14 protein-coding genes and 2 pseudogenes are annotated in these 16,584 nt (G+C 67.8%); 10 read left to right on the top strand and 6 right to left on the bottom strand.

Annotated elements, in window-relative coordinates; genetic code table 11:
• Positions 1-55: 55 nt before the first annotated feature.
• A pseudogene (locus C1I99_RS35185) lies at positions 56-511 on the top strand (extracellular solute-binding protein); the annotation flags it as partial.
• An 865-nt stretch (positions 512-1,376) separates the two neighbouring features.
• Here the strand turns inward: C1I99_RS35185 and C1I99_RS32260 are convergent.
• Both C1I99_RS32260 and C1I99_RS34560 read right to left on the bottom strand, forming a co-directional pair.
• The gene (locus C1I99_RS32260; protein ID WP_146603918.1) at positions 1,377-2,660 is read right to left on the bottom strand and encodes a S1 family peptidase; all 1,284 of its coding nucleotides are present in this window, start codon (positions 2,658-2,660) and stop codon (positions 1,377-1,379) included.
• A 312-nt stretch (positions 2,661-2,972) separates the two neighbouring features.
• Complete coding sequence (locus C1I99_RS34560; protein WP_267897485.1) at positions 2,973-3,242, bottom strand: transposase; 270 nt, start codon at positions 3,240-3,242, stop codon at positions 2,973-2,975.
• A 2-nt stretch (positions 3,243-3,244) separates the two neighbouring features.
• Here C1I99_RS34560 and C1I99_RS08345 point away from each other — a divergent pair, with 2 nt between their 5' ends.
• Entirely contained in the window at positions 3,245-4,312 is a 1,068-nt protein-coding gene (locus C1I99_RS08345) for an integrase core domain-containing protein (protein WP_111133629.1), read from the top strand.
• A gap of 60 nt (positions 4,313-4,372) precedes the next feature.
• On the opposite strand, the gene C1I99_RS08340 is transcribed toward C1I99_RS08345, so the two are convergent.
• Positions 4,373-5,449: a bifunctional NAD(P)H-dependent oxidoreductase/GNAT family N-acetyltransferase gene (locus tag C1I99_RS08340; protein ID WP_111133628.1), complete on the bottom strand. Its 1,077-nt coding sequence runs from the start codon at positions 5,447-5,449 to the stop codon at positions 4,373-4,375.
• 31 nt (positions 5,450-5,480) lie between these two features.
• Here C1I99_RS08340 and C1I99_RS08335 point away from each other — a divergent pair, with 31 nt between their 5' ends.
• The 3 genes from C1I99_RS08335 to C1I99_RS08325 all read left to right on the top strand — a co-directional run bounded on the left by C1I99_RS08335 (position 5,481) and on the right by C1I99_RS08325 (position 8,203).
• Entirely contained in the window at positions 5,481-5,993 is a 513-nt protein-coding gene (locus tag C1I99_RS08335; RefSeq protein ID WP_111133627.1) for a MarR family winged helix-turn-helix transcriptional regulator, read from the top strand.
• A gap of 21 nt (positions 5,994-6,014) precedes the next feature.
• Complete coding sequence (locus C1I99_RS32675; RefSeq protein WP_158554032.1) at positions 6,015-6,389, top strand: hypothetical protein; 375 nt, start codon at positions 6,015-6,017, stop codon at positions 6,387-6,389.
• Positions 6,390-6,454: 65 nt separating this feature from the next.
• Positions 6,455-8,203, top strand: coding sequence for a hypothetical protein (locus C1I99_RS08325; protein ID WP_111133625.1), 1,749 nt, complete (start codon positions 6,455-6,457; stop codon positions 8,201-8,203).
• An 87-nt stretch (positions 8,204-8,290) separates the two neighbouring features.
• Here the strand turns inward: C1I99_RS08325 and C1I99_RS08320 are convergent, their stop codons facing one another.
• Positions 8,291-8,779, bottom strand: a complete 489-nt coding sequence (locus tag C1I99_RS08320) for a hypothetical protein (RefSeq protein WP_111133624.1) — start codon at positions 8,777-8,779, stop codon at positions 8,291-8,293.
• A gap of 14 nt (positions 8,780-8,793) precedes the next feature.
• Between C1I99_RS08320 and C1I99_RS33875 the strand changes: the two are divergent.
• Positions 8,794-8,980, top strand: a pseudogene (locus C1I99_RS33875) (MarR family winged helix-turn-helix transcriptional regulator); the annotation flags it as partial.
• A gap of 41 nt (positions 8,981-9,021) precedes the next feature.
• Here C1I99_RS33875 and C1I99_RS08310 read toward each other — a convergent pair.
• Positions 9,022-10,206, bottom strand: a complete 1,185-nt coding sequence (locus C1I99_RS08310; RefSeq protein WP_233512404.1) for a PucR family transcriptional regulator — start codon at positions 10,204-10,206, stop codon at positions 9,022-9,024.
• Between the two features lie 129 nt (positions 10,207-10,335).
• Between C1I99_RS08310 and C1I99_RS08305 the strand changes: the two genes are divergently transcribed.
• The 4 genes from C1I99_RS08305 (at position 10,336) to C1I99_RS32670 (ending at position 15,910) form a co-directional block, all read left to right on the top strand.
• The gene (locus C1I99_RS08305) at positions 10,336-12,600 is read left to right on the top strand and encodes an aminotransferase class III-fold pyridoxal phosphate-dependent enzyme (protein ID WP_111133639.1); all 2,265 of its coding nucleotides are present in this window, start codon (positions 10,336-10,338) and stop codon (positions 12,598-12,600) included.
• 3 nt (positions 12,601-12,603) lie between these two features.
• Entirely contained in the window at positions 12,604-14,193 is a 1,590-nt protein-coding gene (locus C1I99_RS08300; protein WP_111133623.1) for a xylulokinase, read from the top strand.
• 460 nt (positions 14,194-14,653) lie between these two features.
• A complete protein-coding gene (locus tag C1I99_RS08290; protein WP_111133622.1) occupies positions 14,654-15,730 on the top strand; it encodes a glycosyltransferase family 2 protein in 1,077 nt (358 codons plus the stop codon).
• A gap of 12 nt (positions 15,731-15,742) precedes the next feature.
• Complete coding sequence (locus C1I99_RS32670; RefSeq protein ID WP_158554031.1) at positions 15,743-15,910, top strand: hypothetical protein; 168 nt, start codon at positions 15,743-15,745, stop codon at positions 15,908-15,910.
• A 116-nt stretch (positions 15,911-16,026) separates the two neighbouring features.
• Here C1I99_RS32670 and C1I99_RS08280 read toward each other — a convergent pair whose 3' ends face one another.
• Positions 16,027-16,275, bottom strand: a complete 249-nt coding sequence (locus C1I99_RS08280) for a tetratricopeptide repeat protein (protein ID WP_111133621.1) — start codon at positions 16,273-16,275, stop codon at positions 16,027-16,029.
• Positions 16,276-16,584 lie beyond the last annotated feature (309 nt).

Here is a 16,584-nt window from a genome sequence, read left to right as displayed (position 1 = left end):
GGTGACAATCGACTTCTGGACTCACGACCCCGGCTACATCAAGACGTACACGGCGATGGCCAAGACGTTGACCGAGGCGAAGAAGACGCCGTTCCAGTACAACCTGAAGGTGACGACGCTAGGCGCCGATGCCGTGGTGACCAAGATGCTGGCCCAGGCGCAGGTTAAGACCGGGACTCCGGACGTGGTGGGGGTGGAGGTCAGCCAGTTCCCCCGCACAATGAAGAACAAGATCACCTCCTCGATCTTCGTGAATTGGACCGAGTTGTTGTCGGAACAGGAGAAGTCTGATCTGCTGCGGCTGGCCGACTACGCCGCGGACGGGCAGACGTATGCGATTGAGTCGGACACCTGCCCGACGGTGCTGTACTACCGGCAGGATCTGTTCGCCAAGCTGGGCATCGACCCGCAGGTCGCGACCTGGGAGGAGTTGCAGAAGGCGGGCGCCAAGACCGGAAAGGCGTTCGGCATCTGCCCCAACGGGACTCCCGGTGACGCGATGGGCACGTTCCGGCAGCTGTATCAACAGCGTGGCAAGAATGCGCACACGGTCACCCCGTCCGCGGCCTGCCCAGGCTGCGATACAGCCTCCGTCCGAGTACACAGCCGTTATGCCAGGCCGGCTCTCGGTGCCCTCATCGCCAAAGACAAGCTCTTCGTCACCGGTACCGGAAACGGAGCCTTGGCCAGCCAGGCACTGCCGGTGGCCGCCGGTGTTCGCGGCACCATGGTCGAGCTTTTTCCAGAACTCGCCACCGTTTGGGCGCAACGGGAGGCCTTGCATGTGGACAAACGTTGGCATCGGACCGAGTCCGGTCGGCTCACGCCTGATCGTGCCGGTCCACCGCCTCGCCGACGCTTTCGGTGCGACGGTCAGCGCCGGTGCGCCAGTCAGCGCCGTGGTGATGGTGGACTATCGGCCCGACCGCGACGCCACCAACCGTGTATCCAAACTAGAGGCCAGGAACGCTTATGGATTCCGCGACCCCGACAACCAGCGGCTACGATGCATGGTCGCCAGCACCCGCCGCAAACACCAAATCAATCGAGCGACTTCCAAGACCGGTCAAACTCGATGACCCCCCTTTCGCCGCACCTCGGGATGTATGGAGGTGTCTGGAGGAAGCGACACCCATGGACCGGTGCCCCTGTGCTCGGGACTTGGGGTTGAGTGGCCTCCGCGGAGGCGGGAAAAGCGGATGATATCCTACCAGTGCTCATGGAGCTGCGACACTTCACGGCACTGGAAGAGATCTCACCCGTGCATCACGGAAAATGAGAGGGGATCTCTGCCTCACAACACAAAGATCCGGGTAGTCCCGTTCGACGGGTTGCTTGGAACCCGATGCGCGTCGGAGCGGGATTGCGGACGTGATTCACTTGTAGGCAATGTTCACGCCTGGGAGAATGTATCGCAGATTGGCGGTTTGCGTGAACGCGGAGACCTTCTGATCCTCGTCAGCGTACCGGTACGAGCCATGGTGGATTCCCAAGGCTGTGCTGCCATAGAACCACGGGCCTCCACTGTCGCCATGCGTTGAAATGTAGGTTTTCATTGTGGCTGCGTTGCACAGTCTGGTCGCCACAAATTCGGGCTCCTGCAGCCTAAGGCAGGTGTTTACCTGCCTCACCGCGCCGCAGACCTTATGGCCGGTTCCGATCCCATAGTGACATGCTATGTCGCCTACCACCGGGAATCCCACCGTGGCCACGTCGCGATATTCGTCGTTATCGGCTCGGAAGCGTGGTGCGATCGATGATGTGGCATGCCATTGCATGTCCCCATTGTCGCAAGTGCTGGAAGTGGGGTCACATTCAGCCGCGAAACTCAGGATCCTTTCGCTTCCATAGTAAAGAAAATTTGGGCAATGCCCCGCTGTCAACGTTCCCACTGCTGTCGTTGTGCGTACGGTGAACCCGCCGGTGCAAGCAGGTCGGAAGACCCCGCCGTCGTTGATGTTCAGGCCTGCACCACCGACCACTGTCGTTTCGGGAGTGGCGTCCGGCGGGGTGTTCTTGACGATGAGTTCGACGGGCATGCCGGCCACGTCGACGAGCCCGTCCCGCTGTGTCGGGTATGCCCCACGGATGTCTTTCGCGGCGGTAGCGGAGGCCGTCGCGACGAAGTGGTCCTTGGCTGCGTCGTAGCTGACTTCGTAGACCTCGGGCGACGCCGCATCCAGGAGCCGGCTGAGGGACGGCAGGACTTTGGTGAGGTCCGCGTTGCTGTACCTACGGTCGCCAACGATGGTCACCGGCAGGTGAGCCAGTCCGGTTCGGGCCGCATCCATCTGCTGTGGCGAAGCCCTTTTGACATAGACGCGGTATGTGCCGTCTTCCCAGAGTTCGGCTGCGGCGATGATGCCCGGTGCAACCTGGTCGAGGCGTGCCAGCGCTCGGTTCATGCTCTCAGAGTGAGCTTGGCGCTTAAGGATTGCACCGAGCGGCTCACCGGTTCGCTGGGCTAGCGTCTCCAGGTCCTGACGCTCCGCTTCGCTCAGACCCGGGGGCGCTGTCATCTCGATCCTCTCGGCTCGCCCGGCTGGGCTCGCCACACCTCCTTCGGCCGGAAGCATCCCGGCGGCCGCCTGCGACGGTGTCGCAAGCAGACCGGTTCCCAGGATTCCGGCGACAGCCGCGCCAAGTAGTCGTACCTTCATGAGTCCTCCTTGCACGTTGCAGTAGCGAAGCCAGGGATCAGGCCACGCCTCGACTGCCACCATGCCGGACGACGATTTAACAGCAATTGGCGAATAATTGAATGCGCAGCTTGCGCGCTACTTGAGCGGTTTGACGTAGCAGCCCAGCCGCCGTGTATGCGAAGACCGACAGGCCGATCCGCACACCTTGGTTGCCTGGCAGAACGGAAAGGGAGGCGACCCCCAGATGCATGCCCCGACGACCTCCACCTCCGGATGATCCCCAGGGTCAGTTTCTGGCAAGGATCTTGCGGGGCCGGGCCAGAAAGGGACCTACGGTTTGAGCAGGATTCTCTTGCGTAGTAGGTCGGTGTTGGCTCGGCCGAACATCTGCCGCTTCAACATTTTGATCTTATTGACGGCACCTTCGACCCGGCCGGAGCTGTAGGGCAGGCTCAGCCCGGTGATGACCGCGTCGCGGTCGCGGGTCAGTCCGTTGGCGAAGGAGACCAGATGTGGGATGGCTGTGGAGTGCCAGAACCGGGCCCGTAGCCCGTGAGCTGGGCGGATGTGATGGTTTGCGGTGTCGGGAATGATCGGCATTTGTGTCGCAGCGTCTGCTGTACCTCGTGCTGTGTCGCATCACCGGCTGGCTGGCCCTCCTCGCAAGAACCAGCGCGGCCAAGGATGTGGAGATCCTCGTCTTACGTCACGAGAACGCGATCCTGCGCCGACAGAACCCGAAGCCGCGGCTGAACTGGACGGATCGAGCCCTGCTCGCCGCCCTGATCAGACTTCTGCCCCGTGCGTTGAAGGGTTACCGGCTCGTCACCCCGGCGACGGTCCTGCGGTGGCATCGACGTCTGGTCGCCCGCCACTGGACCTACCCGAACCGACCCGGCCGCCCACCCATCGACCCGGTCGTGGCCGGCCTCGTTGAACAGATGGCCCGGGACAATCCCAGCTGGGGATACCAGCGCATCCAGGGCGAACTGCTTGGCCTCGGGCACCGAATCGGCGCCTCCACGATCCGCCGGATCCTCAAACATCTGGGCATACCGCCAGCGCCGGTACGCCGGGACCACACCACCTGGCGCCGGTTCCTCCACACCCAGGCATCGACCATCCTCGCCTGCGACTTCTTCCATGTGGACTGCGCGCTCACCCTCCAGCGCCTGTACGTGCTCTTCGTGATGGAGATCGGCAACCGGTACGTACACATCCTCGGCGTCACCGCCAACCCCGACGGGCCGTGGACCGTGCAGCAGGCCCGCAACCTACTCATGAACCTCGGCGAGCGGGCCGACCAATTCAGGTTCCTGATCCGGGACAGGGCAGGGCAGTTCACCACCGCCTTCGACACCGTCCTGGCCGACGCCGGCATCACCGTCTGCAAGATCCCACCACAGAGCCCACGAGCCAACGCCTACGCCGAACGGTTCATCGGAACCGTCCGCCGCGAGGTCACCGACCGCATGCTCATCGTCAGCGAGCAACACCTCCGCCGCACCCTCGACCTGTACGCCCGCCACTACAACCAGCGACGACCGCATCGAGCACTGCGGCTGCAGCCTCCACGTGCCGACCGACCCGCCATCGACCTCGCCCACGAACGGATCAAACGCCGGCCCGTCCTCGGCGGGCTAATCAACGAACACGAACGAGCCGCGTAAAAGACCAGCCCAGCGGACATGACTGAGTTTTGGAACCCCACAGGCAGATGTGCATACAAGTCAGCGCTGCTTACCAGATATGTCTTTGGCAAGGCAGATGGTTCCGTCAAGACCGGCGAGTGACGCCGGCTGGTAGTCCTCGCGCTGGTAGAGATCGATGTTCCGCAGGCTTGTGGCGCCGGTGAACAGCAGGATGCGGCGGCAATCCGGTCCGGCGGCGGCTTCGGCGGTACGCAACAGCCACCGGCCCAGACCTCGGCCGCGCAGGTCGGGCACGACGGCGAGTCGACCCAGGTGCCAGTCGGTTTCGATGGGGCGGGTCCGCACCATACCCAGCAGCCGGCCGTCGAGCCAGATGCCCGTGGTGTGCCAGCTCGCCAGCCACTCACGCACCTCCTCCAGCGACTCGTGCAGTGCCGGTATGGCCGTGGTGTCGTTGACCACAGCCTCGTCTACCCAGCAGCACCGCTGCAGCACAGTGACCTCGGGAGCATCGTCCGGGGTCAGCCGCCTCGCGTAGGACCCTGGCAAGGGGCCGGACAGGGTTCCGGCTCGCGCGCGCTCGCGCATCGGCCGCAGGGCGTGGGCGACCCGGACCAGCTCGTCCAACAGAGCGATACCCGCCGCGTCGCGGGCGCCGTCCGGCCGCAGCCGCCCCTTCTCCACCGAATCACCGATGCGGATCGCGACCGTGGCACCCAACGGAACCATGCGCAGCGTGGTCACCACCTGTTTGGCGTGCTGGACGGATCGGGTACCCGCCGACGTGTTGCCATAGCTGACGAAGCCGATCGGCTTCCACGCCCACTCGCCGCTGAGGTAGTCCAGCGCGTTCTTCAGAGTCGCCGGCATCCCGTAGTTGTACTCCGGCGTGACCGCGATGAACCCATCCGCCGCGTCGGCGATCGCGCTCCACCGACGGGTGTGCTCATGCCGGTAGACGCCCGACGACGGATGTTCCTCCTCGTCGAGGAACGGCAGGTTCAAATCGCCGAGGGCCACCGGTACGAGCTCGACGCCGAGATCTGCGGCCCGAGGGGTGACCGCGTCGATCAGCCACTGCCCGACGACGGGACCGAGGGCGCCTGGGCGGGTGCTGCACATCAGAGCAAGGACACGAAGCGGTTTCGTTGACATGGAAACGAAGCCTAGGTGCTAGATTGATTACATGTCAACAAAGCCGTCGGCCGGGGCCGCGCGCTGGCTGAACCCCGACGAGGAGCGGGCCTGGCGGGCCTTCCTGCGCGTCATGGTCGCTGTCCAGACCGGCACAGCGCGCGACCTGGCCGCGATCGGCCTCTCCGAACCCGACTACGAGGTACTGAGCACGCTGTCGGAGCGGCCCGCGCACACCAGCACCCTGGGGGAACAGGCCGACAAGATGGGCTGGTCACGCAGCCGGCTGTCCCGGCACGCGACCCGAATGGAAGCACGCGGTCTCCTGCAGCGCACACCGGATCCGACCGACGGCAGGGGCTGTCTCCTCGTGCTCACCGCGCAAGGCCTGGACGCTCTCGAGAACGCCGCACCGGCCCACGTCGAGTCGGTACGACGCCACTTCATCGACCGGCTCGCCCCCGAAGACCTCGCCGCCATCGAACAGATCGCCCGGAGGCTGGCAGAACCTCAAGCCGACGACGATCCCGACGATCGACCACCCACACAGCGTTCATCAGCATGAGTCACCGCCACCATCCAGGCAATGACTGACGCCCAGCATGACGACACCGACCAGCAGGCGATCAAGGCGGCGCGGGAGACCTTAGCCGCCTGCGCCGCCCGACTGGTCCGCGACCGCGCCGCCCTCGCCAGCGGCGCCGACCCCAACATCGTCAGCCGATGTATCGCCGAGGTCCAAGCCGAGCAGGTCACCGCCGAAACCACCCTCCGACGACTTCGAGCTCACTGGGCCGTGGTGGCCCCTCTGGTCACCACGGCCCACGGTAGGCTCGGCCTCCCACCGCACCCCTTGTCGCACCGATCACGCCCTGTCCGTGCACGGCGCCGGCCGATCACCCAAGGTGACGGCGGAATGTCACTTCGCGCACTCTGCTGCAGACCCTATTCGCACCGCTGACTCACGGCGACCGCCCCATAAGGTCTTCCCCGTGATCTACCACAGTGGATCGATGGGAGGACCACGTGATCGACGGTAGTCAACGACGACGGATCCGACGTTTCGCGGCCCTGGGAGTCGGCGTACTCCTGGCCGGCCTGCTCACGCCCACCCACACCGCCCAGGCGCAGCCGGAACCGGCGTCCACGCTCGACAAGCCGACCTTCACCCGTGCCGCCGGCTTCGACGTCACCGCGCCCCTGCGCGACATCGCCGGCACCGTCCTTCGCTCGGCGGCGATCACGCCGCTCCAACTGCCCGAGGAGCGCGGCCCGCGGCTGACCGACCGCGGCCACAGCCCCGACGAGGCGGTCCAGTCCAGGAAGCCAGCGCCCACGATCGGCGCGATCACGGCGAACTTCGAGGGCCTGAGCAACCAGGACAACTTCACCGTCCTCGGCGGCCGGGTCAACCCGCCCGACCCGGTCGGCGACGTCGGCCCGAACCACTACGTCGAGATGGTCAACCTCGTCTTCGGCGTCTACTCCAAGACCGGCCATCTGCTGCTCGGTCCCCTCGCGCTCGGGGACCTGTGGACGGGCTTTGCCGTGGACGAGTGCGCCGAACACTCCGGCGATCCAATCGTCCTCTACGACCAGCGGGCTGATCGGTGGATCCTCACCCAGTTCACCACCCGCGGCGTGGGCTACCCGAACGAGCCGGCCAACCTCTTCTACAACTGCGTCGCCATCTCCACCACCGGCGACCCGACCGGCTCCTACTACCGGTACGCCTTCAGCACCGGCTACAACTTCCCGGACTACCCGAAGTACGGAGTGTGGGACGACTCCTACCTGATCACCACCCGCGAGTTCGGCACCGTCGACCCGTCGATCTACGGCATCGGGGTCTACGGCCTGGAACGCGACCGGATGATCGCCGGAGACCCGCACGCCCGGGCGGTGAGCTTCCTGCTGCAGGAGGGACGTGTCCCGCTCAACCTCATCGGCGACGGCCTCCTCCCCGCCGACGGTGACGGGCCCCGGTCGCCCCGGGCCGGCTCCCCCGCCCCGATAGTCGGCACCCAGGACGACGGCGCGGCCTACGGCGCCACCTTCGACGCCGTCAACGTCTGGGAGTTCAACGTCACCTGGAACGCGGTCCCCACCGCCTCGATCGGACTCAAGGCGCAACTGCCGACCGCAGGATACGACTCCGTCTTCCCCTGCCAGCCGACCGCCCGTGACTGCCTGCCCCAGCCCGGGATCACCGACCCCGCCCAATACCTGGACGTACTCTCCTACCGGCAGCGGCCCACCTGGCGGCTCGCTTACCGCGACTTCGGCTCCTACGAGGCGATGGTCACCAATCAGTCCGTCGAGGCCCGACCCGGGCAGGCCGGCATCCGCTGGTGGGAACTGCGCCGTGACCGCCGCGGCGACTACCGCATCCACCAGGAGGGAACCTTCGCCCCCGACGACACCGTCAACCGGTGGATGGGCAGCATCGCTCAGGACCGCAAGGGCAACATCGCCCTCGGCTACAGTGTCGTCAACGGCACCGACGTCTACCCTGGTATCCGCTACACCGGCCGCCTCGCCGGCGACCGACGCGGCCAGTTCACCCTCGGTGAGGCCACCATCGTCACCGGCACCGCCGCACAGACCAGCCTCAACTCCCGCTGGGGCGACTACACCTCGCTGAACGTCGATCCCGTCGACGACTGCACCTTCTGGTACGTCAACGAGTACTACACGCAAGCCGGCGCCGCCCAGGCACCCGCTGGCAACGGCTGGCAGACCCGCATCGCCAGCTTCCGCCTCCCCCACTGCTGAACGACACCGTTGGGCGGGCGGCCACTGAGGGCCTCCCGCCCAACGGTTGTGTTGACCCGGGATGTCCCGCCTCGCGGGTGCGAGCCATCAGGTATGACGGGTCTGGCTGATCAGCGCTTGCCTGAGCGCATCGAGGATCTGACGGCTGAACCGGCTTTCGAGGTCCGGCGTCACCACCGTGACGAGTGACAGGCCGGCAGTGACCAACGTCGCCGAGTGTGGTTCGAATCCGGGTCCGGACCGGCCATATGGGTCCTCGTCGACTCGGATCTCGACCGCGGTTCGACCGGCTGGTTGGTAGAGCACCGCGAATGGTCCCTCGTCGTACTCCATGAGCGAGTAGCCGACCTCATCCCAACGCTGCTCCATTTGAGCGTCACGCGCGACGAGCACCTCGCCGGCGCCAGCCGGTACGTCGCTACGCGCCGTCAGCCAGGGCAGGAACACGCCGTCGGCAACCCCGCTCACCGCAACCAGCATCTTGGGCCATCGGCGATGAAGAACATCCAGCATCGCCCGGATGCCGGCATCGACGGGTGCGCCGGTCACGAAGACCGTGTCGTGCCCTGTAATCATCACGCTCCCCCACGATGGGCTGGTCACACAGCCGGCTGTCCCGGCACGACCCGAATGGAAGCACGCGGTCTCCTGCGGCGCACACCGGACCCCACCGACGGCAGGGGTTGGCTCCTCGTGCTCCCCGCACAAGGCCTGGACGCTTTCGAGAACGCCGCACCGGCCCACGTCGAGTCGGTACGACGCCACCTCATGCTGCGGGCGTCTGAACGTCGGGACGCGACCGGCGCGACCGGGTCGGCCTACCGGGCCCGCGCGGGTGGCGCATCCGCAGCCAGGACGAGGAGCAGCTCGAACCTGACAGCGGGGTCGTCCAGGTCGTCGCCGAGCAGTTCGCGCAGGCGCCCCAGGCGGTAACTGACCGTCTGCGGGTGGACGAACAGCTCGGCTGAGACCGCAGCACGCGAGCCCCAGTGCCGCAGCCAACTGTGCAGGGTCACCAGGAGGCTCTGCCGCTGGGCCTCGCGAAGCTGCGCGAGCGGTGCCAGGCGGCGGGTGGCCAGTACCGCCAGCGCGCCCGGCTCCCCTTTCAGCGCCAGCACGGCGAGATAATCGTCGGCGAAGACCGGACCAGGATCGGGCCCGACGAGCGCGGCGGTCACCTCGGCCAGCCGTACCGCCTCCGGCACCTGGACCCAGCCCAGCATCGGACCCACCACGGCCCCCCGTCCGACGAGCGCGTCGGTCAGGTGGGGCCGGGCCGCGCGGGGCCCGTCACGCAGCAGCAGCACCGCGTCGCGTGCGCGCTCAGCGACGACACCGTCCGCACCGTAGCGGAATCTGGCGTCACGCGCCTGGTCCAGCGGCAGCAGCACAGGCACCACGGCGTCGAGGTCACGCCAGCCGATCCCGGCCGCCGCGGCGACGACGACGCTCTGCGGCGCACTGCCGCGCAGCAGCAGCTCCGCCAGCTGGCGGCGACGCCGGTCGCCCTCCCCGGCCTGCTCACGCAGTTGCAGGGCGAACCCGTCGGTGCTCGCCGCCACCAGTTCGTCGACGTACGCACTGATCGCGTCGGACAGGTCGATGAGCTCCTCGATGCCGACCGGACGCACCTGGGCGAGGGACTCGGAGGCCATCCGGAGCATCAGCCGCGACGCCATCCGCAGGGCGGCCAGCAGCGCCTCGGGGCCGCGGTCCTCGCGCGCCTCAGCGGCCCCGAGGGCGACGAAGACCTCGCGAAACCGCGGCGGCAGCGCGGGCTGGTCGGTGCCGACGAGATCGATGAAGCGTTCGAGCGCCACCTGCACGGCGGCACGCACGTCACGCTCGAACTTCGCGTCGTCGATCGTCGCGAACGCCGGCGTCGCCCCGGCGACCGCGCTGGCGACCGCCCGCACGGTGACAGCCAGGCGCGGGCGCATCGCCGTGGCCAGGTCCACGGGTAGGCGCTGCCAGGGAGTCGACGACACCGATGCCGCAGTCACGCCGGCATTTTGTCACGCCGTGATAAACGGAGCGCCGGATCTCGCTGGTCGCAAGACGGTGATTCCGCTCCGCGCCGGGCCCGACGATGGACGCGCTGACTACCCGTGTCACGGACCGAGGAGATTCTCGTGGAGCACCGCACCTCCCGTCAGCACGTCGTCGACATGTGCCGGACGATGCTCGGGCGTGGTTACCTCAAGGCGACCGAGGGCAACGTCTCGGTCCGGATCCCCGGCCGCCAGCTCTATGCGGTGACCCCGAGCAACTACGACTACGACAGGATGCGCGTCGAGGACGTCTGCATCGTCGACTTCGCCGGCAAGCACGTCCCCGACTCCTCGGGGACCGGGCTGCCGCCGTCGATCGAGTGCGGGATGCACGCCAACATCTACCGCGAGCGCCCCGACGTCAACGCGATCATCCACACCCACCAGCCGTACGCGTCAGCGCTGGCCTTCCTCCGCAAGCCGATCCCGGCGCTCACCGACGAGCAGGTGCGTTTCCTCGGCAAGCAGGTCGCGATCATCGACTACGCCCCGTCGGGCACCGGGTTCCTGGCCAAGAACGTCCAGAAGAGGGTCGCCAGCGGCGACAACGCCTTCATCATCGCCAACCACGGCATCGTCGCCCTCGGCACGGACCCGGGCCGGGCGGTGTTCAACATGGCGCTGCTGGAGAAGGTCTCCATCGCCTACCTGCTGGCGCTGATGACCGAGGCCGGCAAGGTCTACACCATCCCAGCCGCGGTCCGGGAAATCGCCTTCAGCAAGCTGCGCAAGGACGAGAAGCGGATCGCCGCGCAGATCACCGAGGCCGTCCCGCCGGTACGCGTACCCGCTGACGAGCAGTTATCCAGCGCCGACGCGACGGCCGCCGAGGTCGCCACGGCCAGCGCCGCGACCTCCGAGGGCGACGTCGCCGAGCCGCCGGGGAGTGAGTCGGCCCGGCTCGGCTACGCGATCAGCAGCTACCTCGACGTCGAGGACACCATGCGTCGGCTCACGGCGCTGGTGGCCCAGCCGGTACGGGGGCTGCGCCACGACGCGTTGCTCGACGTACTCAACTACTTCGAGACCAAGTGCCGGGCGAGCAAGGAAATCACCGATCGCGCCAAGCGGCGGATTCCGGGCGGCGTGCAGCACAACCTGGCCTTCAACTACCCGATCCCGCTGGCGATCGACTCCGCCGAGGGGGCGTACCTCACCGACCGGGACGGCAACACGTACATCGACTTCCTGCAGGCCGGCGGCCCGACCATCCTGGGCAGCAACTACGGGCCGGTGAACGAACAGGTGGCGGCGGTGATCCGCGAGTCCGGCCCGGTGACCGGACTGTTCCACGAGTACGAGCTCAAGCTCGCCGAGATCATCCACCGGTACATGCCGCACATTGAGATGTACCGGGCGCTGGGCTCGGGTACCGAGGCGGTGATGGCGGCGGTCCGCGGGGCGCGCGCCTTCACCGGCAAGAAGATGGTGATCAAGGTGGGCGGCGCCTACCACGGCTGGTCCGACACCATGGTGTACGGCCTGCGGGTGCCCGGCACCTACCGGATGAACGCCAAGGGCATCCCGTTCGGCGCCACCAGCCGTACCCGGGAGGCCTTCCCGCACGACCTCGGGCAACTGAAGCGCAAGCTCATCGAGAACCGGCTGCGGGGCGGTACGGCCGCCGTGATCGTCGAGCCCGTCGGCCCAGAGTCCGGTACCCGCCCGGTGCCGTACGACTTCAACGCGAAGGTCCGCGAACTGTGCGACGAGTTCGGCGCGTTGCTGGTCTTCGACGAGGTGGTTACCGGCTTCCGTCTCGGTCTCGGTGGCGCGGCCGGTTACTTCGGGGTCACCCCCGACCTGACGGTCCTGGGCAAGGCGGTGTCCGGCGGCTACCCGATGGCCGGCGGCGTCGGCGGGTCAGCCGACATCATGGCGGTCTTCGGCTCCGGGCTCGACGGCAAGAGCGGTGCCCACATCCAGGTCGGCGGGACGCTCTCGGCCAACCCGCTGTCCTGTGCGGCCGGCTACTTCGCGATCCAGGAGATGGCCCGCACCAACGCACCGGTGATCGCCGGGCGTGCCGGGGACCGGCTGACGCGGGGCCTGCAGCGCCTGATTGACAAGTACGGCCTGCCCTACGTCGCCTACAACCAGGGGTCGATCGTGCACCTGGAGTGCAGCGGCGTCATGCTGCTGGCCATGCGCAACCCGATCAAGCTGCTCAAGGAGAACAAGGCCCGTAAGCGGCTGATGGAGCAGATGGGTGCGGCGTACGCCGCCCACGGCATCATCACGCTGGCCGGGTCGCGGATGTACACCTCGATGGCCGACACCGACGAGGTCATCGACGACGCGCTCGCGCGCTTCGACCAGGTGTTCGCGCTCGTCGAAGGGGTTTGACCGGTGGGGGCCGTAGCGCCGCAGATCCTCGCGATCGACCTCGGCACGTCGGGGATGAAGGCGGCCCTGGTCGCTGCCGACGGCACGGTCACCGGCTGGGCCGAACGGGCGGTTCCGCTGCGGGTGCTGCGCGGCGGCGGCGCCGAGCAGGACCCCGTCGCGTGGTGGAGCACGCTCGCCGAGGTGACCGGCGACCTCGGCCGTGCCCACCCGGAGCACCTGCGGGCGGTCACCACGGTCTGCTCCTCCACGCAGGGCGAGGGCACCATCGCCGTCGACGCCGCCGGGGAGCCGCTGACCCAGTGCATCAGCTGGCTCGACATGCGCGGCGCGGCGAACCTGCGCCGGCAATTCGGCGGCTTCCCGGCGTACGGCGGGATCTCGGTACGCCGCATCGCCCGTTGGCTGCGGCTGACTGGCGGGATGCCGTCGGTGACCGGCAAGGACCCGGCCGCGCACATGCTGTTCGTGCGCGACGAGATGCCCGGGGTCTACGAGCGCACCGCGTCCTTCCTCAACGTGCTCGACTGGATCAATCTCAAGCTGACTGACCGCACGGTGGCGACGGTCGACTCGATCCTCACCTCCTGGGTGACCGACAACCGGCGGCCGGGCGACATCCGCTACTCCCCCGCGCTGGTCGCCGATTGCGGGATTGACCCGGACAAGTTTCCGCCGATCGTCGCCTGCACCGACGTGATCGGCACGCTGTCACCGAGCGCGGCCACGCACCTGGGGTTGCCGGAGTCCGTGCAGGTGGTGGCCGGGGCCATCGACAACACCGCAGCCGCGGTCGGCGCCGGCACGACCGGCCACAACGAACCGCATCTCTACGTCGGCACCTCGTCGTGGATCGCAGCGCACGTGCCGCGCAAGAAGACCGACATCGTCGCCGGGATCGCATCGGTGCCGTGCGCCATCCCGGACCGCTACCTGATGACCGCCCTGCAGGCCACGGCGGGCGCCAACCTGACCTGGCTGCGGGACAACGTCGTGGAGTACGACGACCCGCTGCTCGCAGCCGGGCAGGTGACCCGCGACGAGGGGACGATCTTCGACGCCTTTGACAAGATCATCCCGTCCGTGCCACCGGGCGCCAACGGTGTGCTCTACACCCCCTGGCTTTACGGTGAACGCGCGCCCGTCGACGACCCGGCCCTGCGCGCGGGCTTTTTCAACATCTCACTCGACACCAACCGCTCCGATCTGCTGCGCGCGGTCTTCGAGGGGGTGGCGTTCAACACCCGATGGTTGGCCAGGTCGGTCGACCGGTTCCTCGGCGCGCCGGTCACCTCGATGGCGATCACCGGTGGCGGCGCGCTGTCGGACGCGTGGTGCCAGATCTTCGCGGACGTACTCGGCATTGAGATCCGTCGCGACGCCCAGCCGCTCGCGGTCAACGTCCGCGGTGCGGGCTGGATCGGCGCGGTCGGTACCGGGGTGATCTCCTTCGCCGAGATCCCCGACCTGATGCGCAACGACCACGTCTTCGAGCCCACCGCGGCCAACCGGGCGAGGTACCAGGAGGCGTTCGACGTCTACCAGGACCTACACAAGCGACTCGCCCCGATCTACAAGCGCCTCAACCGGTGACCGGCCAGCGGTGACGCCGCGGATCCCGCCCGATCCGGCTGACCCAGCGCAGGGTGCTGGTCGCGCCACCCGCGGGGTCACGGAGGTGATACGTCGGTCGGCGTCCGTGGCGCCGGCAGCAGTGGCAGGACAAGGGTGCTGGCGATCCCCCTGGTCGGTGTCTCCTCGGTTGTGCGGTTCGACGAGAGCCTGGCCGCGGTCGACCTGGAGTCGACTCCCGAACAGCGGGCGAGGCTGGACGCCGCGTGCTGAGCCTCCTCCGATCGACAGAGGGCGGGCCGGCCGTTCGTTCGCCGGCAACGACCGGTTGGCGGGCGGGTTCGGCCACCCCCGGCCGACTGAGGGGATCATCAGGTAGCGAGAGTGGTTCTCACGTCTATGGAGCTGCCGATCGGGCCTCTCCATACTTGCAGCTGATCACGATCGCGGGCGGCAACACGAACGGGAACCACAAGCGGACATGAGCACCTTCCGGCACACCCGGGTCGTGGTGGTTGTACCCGCATACAACGAGGCGGCCACCATCGCCGCGACGGTCCGGGCTCTGCTCGCGCAGACCCGGCCGGTGGACCGGCTCATCGTGGTGCCGAACAACTGCTCGGACGACACCGCTGCCATCGCCCGGGCCGCCGGGGCCGAGGTGTGGGACATGCCCGGCCCGAATCCGCACAAGAAGGCCGGCGCGCTCAACTGGTCGATCAACCGGCTCCTGCCGTCCCTGCATGACCGGGACATGCTGCTGGTCACGGACGCGGACAGCATCCTCGCCCCGGGTGCGGTGGCCGCCGCCGTTCACGTGCTGGAGCGGCGCGGCGTCGGCGCGGTCTGCGCCGACTACCGGCTGGACCATCAGCCGCGGCTGCTGGACATCCTCCAGGGCAACGAGTACGCCCGGTTCTCCCGCTGGGTGTGGCGCAAGGGCGGCAAGGCGATCGTGCTCTCCGGGGTGGCCACCCTGTTCCGCGTCCCGCTGGTGCGGCAGATCCTCGCCGCCCGGGCCACCGGTGAGCTGCCCGGCTACCCAGGCGAGTTCTACCACCGCGACCCAGCCACCGAGGACATCGAGATGACCTTCGCGGTCCGGGCGCTCGGCTACCGCCCCCGGGTCGCGCCCGGCTTCGACGCGATCACCGACTCGATGCCCACCGTGCAGGCGCTGATCACGCAGCGGGTGCGCTGGCAGCGGGGCATGCTCGACTCGCTGCGGCTGTACGGCTTCCGCAGGTGGAACGCCGGCAACTGGCTGCGACAGCTGGGAATTTACAGCAGTTCCCTGCTGGTGCCGCTCTACCTGATCACGCTCGTGGCCGGCTGGATCATCCTCGGCTACGTGCCGTGGGACCCGCGCTGGCTGCCGATCACCGGCATCTTCGTCATCGAGCGGGTGCTGACCGTCCGCCGGCAGGGCTGGTGGGCGCTGCTCACCGCCGCCGCGCTACTGCCTGAGTGGTGCTACGAGCAGGTCCGATCCTTCGCCTACTGGCGGGCGCTGGCCCAGACCCTACGTGGAACCGACCGCGTGTGGATCAACTCCTGAAAGGAACCCCTCATGTACTCGCGTGGATGCGCGGCGGCCGCCGCCGGCTGCACCGCCACCCTCCCGGTGACCGGGCTCAGCATCGGCTGGTCCATCGTCGCCGGGGCGACCCTGCTCATCGCCGGCCTGGCCCTGATCCGGCTCGCCCCGGTCATCCGCCGGCGGCCACAGGAGCGCTGACCCGACCGCGCCGACCCCGACGGCTCGACGACGGGCCGCCGGGGTCGCCCCGCGCACCCTCTGACATCACACACCGGCCTGCCCGGTCAGGTCGATCCGCCAGTCGTTCGAGCGGATCAGGTAGCCCGGCGGGTACTCGAACTCGGTTTCGCCCAGCAGGGCAGGTGGACCAAACGGCCGTACTGGGTCAGGTGTGGCGCCAGCGCGGTCAGCGCCTCCACCACGGCCTCCCTCGCGCGGCTGGCGTCGACCAGTGCGAGCGCGAGAAAGGCGGCGCGGGCATCGGCAAGCCCGGCCGCGATCGCGGCGCTGCACATCATGGCCACCGCCCAGCTACGCAACCCCGCCGCGATCGTCCAGGCCATCCTCGCCCTACATCACGCCCAGATCAGCCAAAACCCAGGATGAAAGCGCTCAGTGGGATGAGCGAAGGGTGAACTAACCGCGTCAAGGTACGCGTGCGCACTGCCATGGCTTCCCACGCCAAGCTGGAAGGGCGCTTCCTCGGCGGCCGGCCACCGTACGGCCAAACCCTTGAACTACCCGGGGGACTGTCAAACGAACGGTGTGTCCAGGGTTGGTTGAAGACTACTTGCGGCCTGCGGATAGGCGTCCTTCGAACGCGATGTCGAAGGCGTTCAGGGCCGGTTTCCAGCGCATGGTCCACCGCCGGC

The organism is Micromonospora deserti, assembly GCF_003236335.1.
GTDB lineage: Bacteria > Actinomycetota > Actinomycetes > Mycobacteriales > Micromonosporaceae > Micromonospora > Micromonospora deserti.
This window is presented reverse-complemented; position numbering and strand designations above follow the sequence as displayed.